This is a genomic window from Bradyrhizobium sp. USDA 4486 (assembly GCF_054057995.1).
The window spans coordinates 2,546,718-2,559,330 of the sequence record NZ_JBSRZV010000001.1 but is presented as its reverse complement, the minus strand read 5'-3'; the positions used below and the strand labels follow the sequence as shown (position 1 = coordinate 2,559,330).

Genomic DNA, 12,613 nt, shown 5'->3' with positions numbered 1-12,613 from the left:
GCCGCTTCGTGCTAACGTGCCGGCCATGAGCAATCGCATCCTCGTCCTCTACGGTTCCTACCGTTCCGACCGCATGGGCATCCGCCTTGCGAATTTCGTGATCGATCGCCTCCGCAGCCGCGGAGAGGAGGTCGAGTTCATCGACGCCAAGGCCATCGGCCTGCCGATGCTCGACCGCATGTACAAGGAATACCCCAGGGGCTCCGCGCCCGAGGCGCTGGAGAAGCTGGCCGGGCAGATCCGCGGCGCCGATGGTTTCGTCTTCGTCACCGGCGAATACAATTGGGGCATCCAGCCCGGCCTGAAGAACCTCACCGACCATTTCCTGGAGGAGTGGTTCTGGCGGCCGGCCGCGATCGTGAGCTATTCCGCCGGCCGATTGTCCGGCGCGCGTGCCTCCACCGCCTGGCACGGCACGCTGTCGGAGATGGGCATGGTGGTGATCTCGAGCACCATCGGTGTCGGCCCGATCGCACAGACGCTGTCGGCCGAGAGCGAGCCGATCGGCGAGGGCGGCAAGGCGCTGGAGCGTTCATTCCCGCGCTTTGCCGATGATCTCGCCTGGTGGATCGAGGCCGCCAAGGCGCAGCGGGCGCGCAAGGCGCCGCCTTACTAAGCCGCCCGGACCTCGCTGAGGAAGCGGTCGAACTGGCCGGCGAGGTCGCGCGACTGGCTCGAGAGCTGCTCGGCCGCGCCCAGCACTTCCCTGGCAGCCGCGCCCGTGTCGTCGGCGGCGCGCTGCACGCCTGAAATGTTGGTGTTGACCTCCTGGGTGCCGCGCGCGGCCTCCTGGACGCTGCGGGCGATCTCCTTGGTCGCAGAGCCCTGTTCCTCGATCGCGGCGGCAATCGCGGTGCCGATCTGGTCGATCTCGGCGATGACGTCGGCGACGTTGCGGATCGCGGCGACGGTCTCGTCGCTCGCGGTCTGGATCGCGGTGATCTGCTCGGAGATCTCGGTCGTCGCCTTGGCGGTCTGGCCGGCCAGCGATTTCACCTCGGACGCCACCACGGCAAAGCCGCGGCCGGCATCGCCGGCGCGGGCGGCCTCGATCGTGGCATTGAGAGCAAGAAGATTGGTCTGCTCGGCGATGCTCTGGATCAGCGTGACGACGTCGCCGATCTTCTGCGCGCCCTCGGCGAGCGCCCGCGCAGTGTCGCCGGTGCGGCGGGCATTGTCGACGGCGCGGGCCGCGATCTCGGTGCTCTGCGCGACCTGACGGCCGATCTCGGTGATCGAGGAGGTCAGCTCTTCGGTGGCGCTGGCGACCGTCTGCACGTTGGTCGAGGTCTGTTGCGACGCGGCGGCAACGACGGCGGCCTGGCTGTTGGTCTGGGCCGCCGTCGCGGTCATCGATTGTGCGGTGGTTTCCATGGTGGAGGAGGCGTGGGACAGACCGCCGACCAGCTCGGTGACCTTGGCCTCGAAGGCGCGGGTGAGTTCGTCGAGCGCCTGGGCGCGGCGCATCTTGCCGTCGTTCTCGGCCTGCTTCTCGGCGGCGAGGCGGTCGGCGCGGATCATGTTGTCCTTGAAGACCTGGACGGCCGCAGCCATCGCACCGATCTCGTCGGAGCGCGCGGCACCGGGGATCTCTTCGGCAACCTCGCCGTCGGCCAGCCGCGACATCCGCGTCGTGAGACTGACGATCGGGGCGCAGACGCGGCGGCGGACTGTCACGATGAGGCCGATGCTCGCGATCAGCACGGCGAGGAGGCCCACGAGAGCGATGGTGAAGCTGGTGCGCGCGGCGGAGGAGGCACCCGCGAGGATTTGCTCGGCATTGTCGTAGAAGGCGTCGCGGACCTCGATGATGGTGCCAAGGCCGCGCTGCGTCGAGGCGTAATAGGTGTCCATGTCGTGCTCGTACTTGCCGGTGACGGCACCGTCCTTCACCAGCTTGAGCTCGCGGCCGAACTCCTCGACATAGATCGCGTTGAACTTCTCGAGCGCCGCGGCGACGTTCGCCGGAGTGGCCGGATTGCCGCGCAATTCCAGCAGCGACATCAAGATCTGATCGTTGCGACCTTGCGAGCGGCTGATGTCCGCCTTCTCGGCATCGGTCGCCGGCTTCTTGCCGCCGACGAGATTCTTGTGCAGGCTGGAATTGAAGCCGCCGACGTCGCGCAGCGTCATCGCGATATTGGCGTAGCTGGCCTGGCGGTAGGCGTCGCCATTGAGGATCGCCATGCGCCGGACCTGCTCGTTGAGCAGCGCGGTCACGCCGCCGTTGAGCACGGCATTGTCGGCGACGATCTTCTTGGCCGCGTCCTTGCGCGCCTCGGCCGGCCCGGCCAGCGCCTTGTCGATGGCCTCACGCAAAGCCGTGAACTTCGCATTGATACCGTCGATATTGCTGCCGATGGTGGCGCCGTCGTCGAACGGGCCGGGCAGCTCCTTGCGCAGCGCGTTCATCTTGTCGCGCGCGCCATCGGTCGACTTGCGCAACTTGTCCTGCTCGGCAAGCAGTGCGGGATCGATGGTGGCGGGACCGTAGAGGATGTTGGTGGAATAGCCCCGTTCGGGGTTGAGATAGCGCGGGATGTCGCTGACGGCGCGGACGATCGCAAGCCGGCCTTGCGCCTCGGTGATACGCTCCATCGTCTGGTATTTCGTCACGGCGACGTAGACGGCGAGCCCGCCGCCGACGGTCGACAACGAGACGATGGCGGTGGTCAGGAGCGTTCCGATTTTCATGGGCAGTCCGGCAATTGGCACGGGAGAAAGATATTCTCCGAAAAATAGGCGGGCCGTGTTAATTGCCGGTTTACGCTGCCGGCCGAGCAGGCAGCGGTGCCTACGCTTTTCGATCGAGGGCCGCGAGGATCGCCAGCGTCGCGCCCTCGCGCTCGCCTGCGAAGTACCGGGCGAGCGCCTCGCCGAAAATGGGCTGATCGGACACCGCGCCGAACAGCGTCATCGAGGAGCGGAATTTGGCGTCATCCGGCGCGCCGAGGATGGCGTTGATGGTGCGCCCCTCGACGGCGAGCACGAGACGCGTGCAGTCGATCAGGCGCGGGCCGAGAGTGGGGTGGGCGAGATAGGCCTCGGCCTCCGCGCGCGAGCCGATGGCGTAGCGCTGCGACATGGCGCTGAAGCCGAGACCGGCGATTTGCGGGAAGACGAACCACATCCAGTGGCTCTGCTTTCGCCCGCGGGCCAGCTCCTCCCGGACGGCGCGAAAAACCGGATCCTGGGCCCGGACGAAGCGCTCTAGATCGAAAGGATCGGTCATGGGATACCTTGAGACGCCTCGACGGGCCCTTGCCGGCCGCGATTATGCCTAACTTTTGGCTCCCAATGTGGTAGCTGGTATAGAGAATCTCCGGGTGGGGGTGGGTCCCCCGGGGGTCGATTTGGGGATCTAATGGTTTCCGACCGCGTACGCGCCGAGAGGCTGTTGTCGTCGCGCCGCCGTATTGGGCGGACCGAGACGATACTGCTGTCCCTGGCCGCCGTCGCGGTGGCGCTCGGCGCCGCCGCCTGGGTTGCGGATATCGGCGACTCGACCCCGCTGGTCACCGCCGCCTTGCCGCCCGCCAATACCCCTTCGTTTGACGATCGCTTCGCATCGCTCTCGGGCAATCCGCCCGCCCGTGATTTGGGCCTGCGGTCGATCGAGCGCTCCGCCCTCAATGCGGTGCAGCTCAAGCTGCAAGATGCCAAGGCGATGCTCGCCCAGAAGCTCCAGGGCGACGAGTGGCGCTCGACACTGACTGATGACGACCGGCATGCCGTCGAGGAGCCGAAGCCCGCGCAGCGCGCCGACGCCGTCCCGATGCCGCGCTCGCGTCCGGTCCAGGCCGATTTCGCCTCCCAGGTCGCCTCCAGCCAAGCCTATGCCGAGACCAATCCCAAGGTCGATAACCGCAACTTCTTCGAGAAATTCACCGACAAGATCAAGCTCGCCTCGCTGACCCCCGGCGACGGCCTGTTCGCCAAGGCGCCTGATCTCGCCGCCCTCGGCTACGATTCGCGCACCGCGGTCTACGACATCAAGGCCAAGGCGGTTTATCTGCCGAGCGGCGTCGCGCTGGAGGCGCATTCGGGCATGGGCGCGCTGATGGACGACCCCGACCATGTCGACCAGCGCATGGTCGGCGCGACCCCGCCGGCGACCTACGATCTGAAGCCGCGCGAAAAGCTGTTCCACGGCGTCCGGGCGCTGCGCATGACGCCGACTGACGGCACCAGCGCACTCGGCCGCGTCGGCCTGCTCACCCACAACTACATGCTCGGGCCGCGCGGCGATTCCAACGGCTGCGTCTCGATCAAGGACTATGACCGCTTCCTCAAGTCGTGGGACAATGGCGAGTTCAACCGCCTCGTCGTGGTGCCGAGCCTGGGCAGATCGGCAACGGCTTCGCAGCGCGCCAGCACCGATTCCTGATATTCGCCAGGTGCGGCGGGGCTGCCGTTCTCCCTTCGTTAAGCCGTCATCGTCCAGAAGCAGCCCATGAGTGATCCATCAAAATCCGAAACTCCGCTGCGCACGACGTTCAAGATTCGCCTGAACGGCGACACGCTGGCGATCGCGACCGTCGGCCAGGCCTATCAGTTCCTCACCAATTACAAGTCCGTCGAGTGGATGGAATTCCGAGCGCTGCACGAGGACGCCGTCGTGGCGCTCGAAGGTGCCGCCGACAATGCCATGCTCGCGGTGCAGGCGACCAACGCCGTGCGGGCGCTATTCGTGAGCGCGAAGCTGCTCTGAGCGGAGCGTCTCTTTCATCATTTGCGGGTGTGGAGGTGAGGGCATTCGTCGCTCTCGTATCCCGGACAAGCCGCAACGCCTGAAGCGTTGCGGCGCAGAGGCGGGACCCAGATGGCAATACGGTATGGTGCCGATAGAGGACCATGTTGCGACAGCAGCGTGCGCTGTTGGTCTTCCTCGACGACGCCTGAGGCGTTCTCGGCAAGTCCTTGGCTCGATGCGCTGATTTGGCGGCCGATGGCCGGGCGCTATGCGTTCTCGCAGCTTGAAGTCTGCCTCAGGAACAGGCAAACGGTCGGCCAAGACCAAGGCCCTGGGCTGACTAAAGGCCATACATTTCAAAGCTTGATTTAGGGAGAAAGCTCATCATGAAACGCCGTACATTCCTCAAGGGCGGCGCGGTTGCGGGCGCGACGACGCTGGTGGCCGCACCTGCGATCGCGCAGAACTCGCCCGAGATCAAATGGCGCCTGACCTCGAGCTTCCCGAAGTCGCTCGACACCATCTACGGCACGGCCCAGACCTTCGCGAAATACGTGGCTGACGCCACCGACAACAAATTCCAGATCCAGACTTTTGCGGCCGGCGAACTCGTCCCGGGCTTGCAGGCGCTCGACGCCGTCAGCGTCGCCTCGGTCGAGATGGCGCAGACGCCGCTCTATTTCTATATCGGCAAGGAGCCGGCGCTGGCCTACGCCACCGGCGCGCCGTTCGGCATGAATCATCGCCATCAGGAGTCCTGGTGGTTTTTCGGCGGCGGCGCCGACCTCACGAACGAGGCGCTGAAGCCATTCAAGGCGCACGCCATCCTCTGCGGCAATTCGGGCACCCAGATGGGCGGCTGGTTCCGCAAGGAGATCAAGACCGTCGACGATCTCAAGGGCCTCAAATTCCGCATCGCCGGCATGGGCGGCCATGTGCTGGCGCGGCTCGGCATCGTGCCGCAGCAGCTCGCCGGCGGCGATGTCTATGCGGCGCTGGAGAAGGGCTCGATCGATGCCGCCGAATTCGTCGGCCCCTATGACGACGAGAAGCTCGGCTTCCAGAAGGTCGCCAAGTACTATTACTTCCCCGGCTGGTGGGAAGGCGGCGCCATGCTGCACATGATCGTCAACGACGAGAAATGGGCGAGCCTGCCGAAGCACTATCAGGCGATCGTCAACCAGGCTGCGTCCGCCGCCGGCGCCTGGATGCTCGAGAAATACGACAGCGTGAATCCGGCGGCCTTGAAGCGGCTGATCGCCAATGGCGCGGAGTTGAAGGCATTCCCCCAGCCGGTGCTGGAGGCCTGCTACAACGCGACCCAGGAGCATTTGAACGAGCTCGCCGCCAAGAGCGACCTGTTCAAGCGCACCAAGGAGAGCCACGATGCGTATATGAGGGAGCTGTTGTTCTATACGCAGATCGCGGAGAACTTTTACGACAACTATCTGCTCAGCAAGATGCGCAACAAGGGCTGAGTGCGAGGAGGGCGCGGTGTTTACGCCGCGCCCAGCCCCAGCTTCGCGTAAATGCGCCTTGCATAGGCGCCGAACGCGTCCGTCGTTTTCAGCGGCAGGTCGCGCGGGAAGGGCAGGTCGATTGCGAAGTAATCCGCCATCTTCGCCGGGCCCGCGGTCAGCACCGCGCAATGCGACGACAAAAACACCGCTTCCTGGATCGAGTGCGTGACGAAGATGATGGTCTTGCCGCTCTCGCGCCAGATCCGCAGCATCTCCAGATTCATCTGCTCGCGCGTCAGCGCATCCAGCGCGCCGAACGGCTCGTCCATCAGGATCAGCTTAGGATCGTGCACGAAGGCGCGCGCAATCGCCGTGCGCTGTTGCATGCCGCCGGAGAGCTGCTGCGGATATTTCTGCTCATAGCCGGCGAGGCCGACGAGGTTGAGCAGGTCGCGCGCCCGCTCGCGCGCGGCCTTCATCGGCAGTCCGACGATCTCGGCCGGCAAGAGCACGTTATCGAGGATGGTGCGCCATTTCAGGAGCAGCGCCTGCTGGAACACCATGCCGATGTCGCGCGTGGGATCGAACGGGGTTTTGGCGTTGCCGATGTTCACGCGGCCGCCGTCGGCGTTGTGCAAGCCGGCCAGAATCTTCATCACCGTGGTCTTGCCGCAGCCGGAGGGGCCGACCAGCGAGACCAGCTCACCTTCCTGCACGTCCATGGTGACGTCGGACACCGCCAGGAATTCGGCGCCGCCGGTCCGGTAGACCTTTCGGACACCTTGCAGGCTGATGAAGGCCTCGGAGCTCATGCCAGCCATTTGCTCAAATTGGCCGCCACGAACGCGTCGTCGCTGAGGTCGGCGTGCTCGCGCGTGACGCGGTCGATCTCCTCCTTCTGGCCGGGGCTGAGGCCCTCGTCCGGATCGAGGCACCACAGGCCCTGCATCAGGCCCTGGCGGCGCAGGATCTCATGGCATCCGGCGATGCAGCCGTGGAAATTGTTGGCGACGTCGAAGAAGGCGCTGTTGCAGTCGGTGACGCGGGCATCGAGCGCGAGCAGGTCGGCCGGCACGCTGTCCTTGTACCGCGCCGCCTTGCAGCGCTCGAACTGCTTGATCGCGCTCGCGGTCCAGACCGACCAGTGGCCGAGCAGGCCGCCTTTGAAATAGGTGCGCGTGGTGATGCCCTTGTCACGCAGATCGAACGGCAGCATCAAATCGAGCAGGATGTGGTCGTCATTGCCGGTGTAGAGCGCGACGCGGTCGAGCGCGCCGGCGGAGGCAACGCCGCGCAGCACGTCGAGCGTGCGATAGCGGTTGAACGGCGCGATCTTGATGGCGATGACATTGTCGATCGAAGCAAAGCGCTGCCAGAACCGGCTCGACAGGATGACGCCGCCGACCGCCGGCTGGAGATAGAAGCCGACCAGCGGGATCTCAGCGGCGACCGCGGCGCAATGCGCGAGGATCTCGTCCTCGGAGGCGCTCTTCATCGCGGCGAGGCTGAGCAGGCCGGCGTGATAGCCGATGTCGCGCGCGGTACGGGCTTCACTGACGGCCTGCGTGGTCGGGCCCGCAAGGCCGGCGACCATCGCCAGCGGCCGCTTGGTCCAGTTCGCGGCTGTCTCGGCGGCAAGCTCCAGCACCGGCCGGTACAGGCCGACATCGCGGATCGCGAATTGCGTGGTGTGCACGCCGACGGCAAGGCCTCCGGAGCCGGCGTCGATGTAGTAACGCGTCAGCGCGCGCTGATGCTGTTTGTCGAGCTGACGCCCGGCGGTGAGCGCGAGCGGGTGCGCCGGCAGCACGGTGCCTTCGGCTATCAGCTTGCGAACGTCCGCGTTGATCTGGCTGTGGTGCATGATGTCCTATCCGAATTCGGGGCCGGCGACGGCGAATGGCATTTCGTCGCCCGCTGATGTGGCAGGGCCGAACCGCATGCGCTGGAACGGCCGTTCGATGGTCCAGCCCGATGCGGTCAATCCTTCCAGGAACGCGGCTTGCGGTGCGACGGCGTCGATCAGGAGGGGGCGAGGCTCCGAGTGCGCGATCGCATGGACAAGGGCCAGCGCGTCCTCGGCATCGTCAGCGAATAATGGGCCGATATGGCGCGCGGTCCGGCCGTCGCGCACCAGCGCGATGGCGCCGTTCGCTGCGACGATGCGCGAGCCGGAGCGTTGGGCGAAGGCGGTGAGGAGCGCGGTCCGGTCGAACCCGGTGGCGCGCCGATCGCGTGCGCAAAGCGCGTTGAGCGTTGCGGCTGACGGCGCCGGGGCGGCGGCCTGCGCCGGCTTCACCAGCTTGAGCCGGCGCAATTGCAGCGTTGGCGTGAAACCGAGCGGTCCATAGACGGCGGCGCCGTCGGGCGTGGCGTCGAGCCAGCTGGTCAGGGCGTTTTTGCGCGCCGTCTCCAGGCAGGCATCGACGAGGCGGGTGGCAAAGCCGCGGCGGCGGTGGGGGGCCGATACCAGCACCATGCTGATCCAGGCGTTGTTGCCTGAGTATGGGAGCAGGGCGGCGGTCGCGACCAGCCGCATGCCGTCGCGAATGCCGAACACCATGCCGTCGCGCAGGAAGATGCGCCAGTCCTCTTCGGTCTGGTTCCAATGCGCCTCCGCCGACAGCGCGAGCCCGGCGATCGCGTCGGCGACGCCGAGCTTGAGGATGGGCGGAGCGTCAGTAGCGTCCATCGCGCACCTCATATTTGGTCGGCTTGCCGAGGCTCGGCATGGCGCGCGACACCCAGTCAGCGGTCCATGCGATCAGCTGCTCCGTGTCGACGACGGGCAGCCCGAACAGCTCGACAGCCCTGGACGTATCAGTGAGCCACGCCGTCGGCTCTTCCTTGCCCGTCAGCACCGGCGCGCGGCCGAAGCGGGCGCCGAATTTTTGCGCGAGATCGCGCACGGCCAAGATCTCGTGGCCGCTGACATTGATCGGCGAGGTCGGAGCCGTGCAATGCGCAAGGCACCGCAGCGCCTGCGCGGACGCATCGCCCTGCCAGATGAAATTGACATGGCCGAGGCTGACGTCGATTGGAATGCCGTTCAGGACTTTCGTGGCGATGTCGTGCAGCACGCCGTAGCGCATGTCGATCGCATAGTTGAGGCGGAACAGCCGGCCGGGCGTTCCGAATTTGCGCGAAAAATACTCGAACATGCGCTCGCGGCCGACGCAGGACTGCGCGTATTCGCCTGGCGGGTTCGGCGCCATCTCCTCGCTCGAGCCTTTGCCGTCGACGGGGACGAAGGGATAGATGCAGCCGGTCGAGAACGCCACGATCCGCGACGACGGGAAGGCTTGCGCGACCAGCGCCGGCACATGCGCATTCATCGCCCAAGTCAGCGACAGATCGCCCTCGGCGCCGAATTTGCGGCCGGCCATGAAGATGATGTTCGGCGGCTTGGGAAGGGCCTGAATGGCTTTCTCGTCCATCAGATCGCAGTTGATGGTCTCGATGCCGCGCGCGTGCAGCCACTCCTTGACGCCGGCTTCGCTGAAGCGGGCGACGCCGATGACGCGGCGATCTGGCGCGGCGGCTTTCGCGAGCCCCGCCTGCGTCGGGCCCATCTTGCCGCCGACACCGAGGATCATGATGTCGCCCTCGACCTTATTGAGGTCGTCGATCAGCGCTTGCGTCGGCCGGCACAGGAGATCGTCGAGTGCCGCGATATCAGGGATGGTCTTCGGCAGATTCTCGCGGGTGAGCAGCATGGTTCTATCCTTCAAGTCTGCCGTTTCAGGTTTGTCTTGCATCGCCGATCACGAACATGCGTTCGAGGGTGAGGACCACGCCATAGAGAGCGACGCCGAGCAGAGTGAGCAGCACGACGGCCATTACCATCGCGGGCGTGTCGAGCGATGACTGCACCTGGATCATGAGATAGCCGAGCCCGCGCTCGGAGGCGATGAACTCCCCGACGATGGCGCCGGCGACGGCGAGGATGGCGCCGACCTTCATGCCGGAGAACACGTAAGGCAGCGATCCCGGCAGCTGGATCTTGCGGAACAGCGTCCAGCGCGAGCCGCGCAGCGAATTGACGAGGTCGAGCAGGTCAGGCTCGACCTCGCGCAGGCCGCGCGCGGTGGTGAGCAGGATCGGGAAGAAGCAGATGCTGAAGGCGATCAGGATATTCGGCACGATGCCGTAGGAGAACCAGACGATGAAGAGCGGACCGAGCGCGACCTTCGGGATCATGTTCAAGGTCACGAACAGCGGCAGCAGCACGAGGCTGACGAGCGGCGCCCAGCTGAAGATCACCGCGAGCGCTACGCCGACGAAGGCGCCGAGCGCGAAGCCGCCGAGGATCTCGATGGCCGTCACCAGCGTGTTGGCGCCCCAGGCATAGCTTGCGGTTCCCAGCGTTTGAATCGTCGCCAGCGGGGAGGGCAGGATAAATTTCGGCACGTGGAAGGCGTCGACCGCGACCTGCCATAGGACGAGCACGGCGAGGTGCACGATCAGGACAACCGCAAAGCTGCGCGAGGTGCGGGCTGCGTCTCCTGCCACCATTTGCTCCCTGTTGCCAGCAGCGACGGATGCCGCTGGTCGTCAGCTTAACCGTCCTAGGGGTAAGTTTCAACCAGTTGGTTGATTACGCCCGGAGCGAATGCAGCACGAGGTCGGCGACGTGGCGGCGGCGGGCGCGCCGCGCGGCCCGGCTCGACAGGTCCTTGCCGAAGATCGCGGACAGCGTCGGCGTGTTGGAGAGATAGAAATAGCTGAGGCCGGCGATGGAGATATAGAGCTGGATCGGGTCGATCCCTTTTCGGAACACGCCGGCGCGGACGCCCTCGTGCAGGATGTGGGATACGCTGCGGACCAGCGGCGAGTGCATCGCCTCCAGCCGCGTCGAGCCGCGGACGTGACGGGCGCCGCCGCGGTTCTCGTCGTTCAGCAGCACGATGAAATCAGGGTTGGTGGCGAGGTAATCGAACGAGGCCTCGATCAGCTTCCGGATCGCCTTTTCCGGCGGCAGGCCTTCGAGATTGAGCTGCCGCTCCTGCTCCCGGATGTCGGCGTAGACCCATTCGAGCACGGCGAGATAGAGCGCGTCCTTGTCGCCGAAATAATGGTAGACTAGCTGCTTGTTGACGCCGGCGCGCTCGGCGATCTCGTCGACGCGGGCGCCGGCAAAGCCGTGCTTGGCGAACTCCAGCCGCGCCGCCGTGAGCAGCTTGTTGCGGGTAGCGACGGGGTCGCGCCGCTGCGGCACGGTGTCGCCTGAACGTTTTGCGGGCATTTCCAACCAAACAGTTGACAACTTGAGGGCGGCCTTGTTGCATTGGTATCCTCACATGGGGAGAGCGACAAGCCGGGTCGCAGACAATGAGGAGAGATGCGATGAAGCGTTTGCAGGCGGCTGTTGTGGCGCTGGTGCTCAGCCTGGCGGCGGTCCCGGCCAGCGCGGGCGAGGCGGTCAATCTGATCCTGAACTGGACGCCAACCGCCGACCATTCGCCGTTCTATTACGCCAAGGCGCAGGGCTGGTACGAGAAGGCCGGCATCGACCTCACCATCGAGGTCGGCAAGGGCTCCGGCGTCTCCGCTGCCAAGGTCGGCTCCGGCGGCTCGCCCTTCGGCATCGCCGATCTCGCCACCATGCTGGTCGCCAAGAGCAAGGGCGCCGACGATGTCGCGCTGATGAGCATCTACGCCAATACCGGGCAGACCTTCTACTGGCTGAAGAGCTACGGCGTGAACGGCGTGAAGGACTTCCCGAACCACAAGATCGGCAATCCGCCCGGCGATGCCTCGCGGGTGATGTGGCCGGCGTTCGCCAAGGCCGCAGGGATCGCGCCTGACTCCGTCAGCTTCGTCAATATCGGCCCGACTGCCAAGATCGCGGGCCTCAAGAGCCACACCGTCGACATCATCAGCGACTTCTACAACGAGCACGATCTGAAGGTGATCGAGTTCGGTCAGGACCTCGGTTACATCAACTGGAAGGATATCGGGCTCAATCCGTACGGCAATTCGCTGATCGTCAACGGCGCCTATCTTCAGAAAAACCCCAAGCTCGTCGAAGAGTTCGTGCGCATCTCGCAGAAGGCCTTCGCGGCCTGCGTCGCCGACGTCACGCCGTGCCTGAAGGCGCTGCTCGATCAGGTCTCCGGCCTCGACAAGGAGAACCAGGAGCGCCAATGGGAGCGCATCAAGTTCCTGATGACCGACGAGTTCACGACCACCAAGGGCCTCGGCTGGATCGATGGCGACCGCATGAAGAAGGACTATGAGCTGGTCCAGACCTACCTGGGCATGGAGAAGCCGTTCGACGTGAGCACGGCGTTTTCAACGAAGATGCTGGATCCTGATATCAAGATGGATGCGAGCAAGGTGAAGAAGTAGCCGGCGCCGCTAGCGGCGCCTGATGGTGTGATCCACAGGATGACGGCATAGCATCCCGCCCGGTGCCTCCCCTGGAGTTAACCGGCCGTTAACCAAATCGGCCGCATCG

13 protein-coding genes are annotated in these 12,613 nt (G+C 65.4%); 5 read left to right on the top strand and 8 right to left on the bottom strand.

Translation table 11 applies throughout. The features are described 5' to 3' along the window. Positions 1-25 precede the first annotated feature (25 nt). The gene (locus tag ACVWY3_RS12605) at positions 26-616 is read left to right on the top strand and encodes an NADPH-dependent FMN reductase (RefSeq protein ID WP_456838733.1); all 591 of its coding nucleotides are present in this window, start codon (positions 26-28) and stop codon (positions 614-616) included. On the opposite strand, the gene ACVWY3_RS12600 is transcribed toward ACVWY3_RS12605, so the two are convergent. Beyond that, positions 613-2,694: a methyl-accepting chemotaxis protein gene (locus tag ACVWY3_RS12600; RefSeq protein WP_456838732.1), complete on the bottom strand. Its 2,082-nt coding sequence runs from the start codon at positions 2,692-2,694 to the stop codon at positions 613-615. The genes ACVWY3_RS12605 and ACVWY3_RS12600 overlap by 4 nt on opposite strands. A 100-nt stretch (positions 2,695-2,794) precedes the next feature. Next, positions 2,795-3,232, bottom strand: coding sequence for a DUF1810 domain-containing protein (locus ACVWY3_RS12595; protein ID WP_456838731.1), 438 nt, complete (start codon positions 3,230-3,232; stop codon positions 2,795-2,797). Positions 3,233-3,436: 204 nt separating this feature from the next. Here ACVWY3_RS12595 and ACVWY3_RS12590 point away from each other — a divergent pair, with 204 nt between their 5' ends. From ACVWY3_RS12590 to ACVWY3_RS12580, 3 genes are all read left to right on the top strand, one after another. Next, positions 3,437-4,387 carry a DUF2778 domain-containing protein gene (locus ACVWY3_RS12590; RefSeq protein ID WP_456843348.1) on the top strand — a complete coding sequence of 317 codons (951 nt, stop codon included), beginning with the start codon at positions 3,437-3,439 and terminating at the stop codon, positions 4,385-4,387. 66 nt (positions 4,388-4,453) lie between these two features. Next, positions 4,454-4,711 carry a hypothetical protein gene (locus ACVWY3_RS12585; RefSeq protein ID WP_456838730.1) on the top strand — a complete coding sequence of 86 codons (258 nt, stop codon included), beginning with the start codon at positions 4,454-4,456 and terminating at the stop codon, positions 4,709-4,711. A gap of 368 nt (positions 4,712-5,079) precedes the next feature. Further along, entirely contained in the window at positions 5,080-6,171 is a 1,092-nt protein-coding gene (locus ACVWY3_RS12580) for a TRAP transporter substrate-binding protein (RefSeq protein WP_456838729.1), read from the top strand. A 20-nt stretch (positions 6,172-6,191) separates the two neighbouring features. Here ACVWY3_RS12580 and ACVWY3_RS12575 read toward each other — a convergent pair whose 3' ends face one another. The 6 genes from ACVWY3_RS12575 to ACVWY3_RS12550 all read right to left on the bottom strand — a co-directional run bounded on the left by ACVWY3_RS12575 (position 6,192) and on the right by ACVWY3_RS12550 (position 11,398). After that, positions 6,192-6,974, bottom strand: coding sequence for an ABC transporter ATP-binding protein (locus ACVWY3_RS12575; protein WP_456838728.1), 783 nt, complete (start codon positions 6,972-6,974; stop codon positions 6,192-6,194). Further along, entirely contained in the window at positions 6,962-8,017 is a 1,056-nt protein-coding gene (locus ACVWY3_RS12570) for a dihydrodipicolinate synthase family protein (protein WP_456838727.1), read from the bottom strand. Before ACVWY3_RS12570 ends, ACVWY3_RS12575 begins: the two co-directional genes overlap by 13 nt. 6 nt (positions 8,018-8,023) lie before the next feature. Further along, the gene (locus ACVWY3_RS12565; protein WP_456838726.1) at positions 8,024-8,845 is read right to left on the bottom strand and encodes a GNAT family N-acetyltransferase; all 822 of its coding nucleotides are present in this window, start codon (positions 8,843-8,845) and stop codon (positions 8,024-8,026) included. Continuing rightward, on the bottom strand, positions 8,832-9,869 hold the full coding sequence (locus ACVWY3_RS12560; RefSeq protein ID WP_456838725.1) for an NAD-dependent epimerase/dehydratase family protein: 1,038 nt from the start codon (positions 9,867-9,869) through the stop codon (positions 8,832-8,834). The genes ACVWY3_RS12565 and ACVWY3_RS12560 overlap by 14 nt, the downstream gene beginning before the upstream one ends. Positions 9,870-9,894: 25 nt before the next feature. After that, positions 9,895-10,665 (bottom strand): ABC transporter permease, encoded by a 771-nt coding sequence (locus tag ACVWY3_RS12555; protein ID WP_456843347.1) that lies wholly within the window; start codon positions 10,663-10,665, stop codon positions 9,895-9,897. 85 nt (positions 10,666-10,750) lie between these two features. Beyond that, positions 10,751-11,398: a TetR/AcrR family transcriptional regulator gene (locus tag ACVWY3_RS12550; protein WP_456838724.1), complete on the bottom strand. Its 648-nt coding sequence runs from the start codon at positions 11,396-11,398 to the stop codon at positions 10,751-10,753. Positions 11,399-11,499: 101 nt separating this feature from the next. Here ACVWY3_RS12550 and ACVWY3_RS12545 point away from each other — a divergent pair, with 101 nt between their 5' ends. Then, the gene (locus ACVWY3_RS12545; protein ID WP_456838723.1) at positions 11,500-12,504 is read left to right on the top strand and encodes an ABC transporter substrate-binding protein; all 1,005 of its coding nucleotides are present in this window, start codon (positions 11,500-11,502) and stop codon (positions 12,502-12,504) included. Positions 12,505-12,613: the final 109 nt, after the last annotated feature.

Excerpts from the sequence above, each read along its gene's own strand:
- ACVWY3_RS12605 (WP_456838733.1), top strand. The coding sequence starts at position 26 with ATGAGCAATCGCATCCTCGTCCTCTACGGTTCCTACCGTTCCGACCGC.
- ACVWY3_RS12600 (WP_456838732.1), bottom strand. The coding sequence starts at position 2,694 with ATGAAAATCGGAACGCTCCTGACCACCGCCATCGTCTCGTTGTCGACC.
- ACVWY3_RS12595 (WP_456838731.1), bottom strand. The coding sequence starts at position 3,232 with ATGACCGATCCTTTCGATCTAGAGCGCTTCGTCCGGGCCCAGGATCCG.
- ACVWY3_RS12585 (WP_456838730.1), top strand. The coding sequence starts at position 4,454 with ATGAGTGATCCATCAAAATCCGAAACTCCGCTGCGCACGACGTTCAAG.
- ACVWY3_RS12580 (WP_456838729.1), top strand. The coding sequence starts at position 5,080 with ATGAAACGCCGTACATTCCTCAAGGGCGGCGCGGTTGCGGGCGCGACG.
- ACVWY3_RS12575 (WP_456838728.1), bottom strand. The coding sequence starts at position 6,974 with ATGGCTGGCATGAGCTCCGAGGCCTTCATCAGCCTGCAAGGTGTCCGA.
- ACVWY3_RS12570 (WP_456838727.1), bottom strand. The coding sequence starts at position 8,017 with ATGCACCACAGCCAGATCAACGCGGACGTTCGCAAGCTGATAGCCGAA.
- ACVWY3_RS12565 (WP_456838726.1), bottom strand. The coding sequence starts at position 8,845 with ATGGACGCTACTGACGCTCCGCCCATCCTCAAGCTCGGCGTCGCCGAC.
- ACVWY3_RS12560 (WP_456838725.1), bottom strand. The coding sequence starts at position 9,869 with ATGCTGCTCACCCGCGAGAATCTGCCGAAGACCATCCCTGATATCGCG.
- ACVWY3_RS12550 (WP_456838724.1), bottom strand. The coding sequence starts at position 11,398 with ATGCCCGCAAAACGTTCAGGCGACACCGTGCCGCAGCGGCGCGACCCC.
- ACVWY3_RS12545 (WP_456838723.1), top strand. The coding sequence starts at position 11,500 with ATGAAGCGTTTGCAGGCGGCTGTTGTGGCGCTGGTGCTCAGCCTGGCG.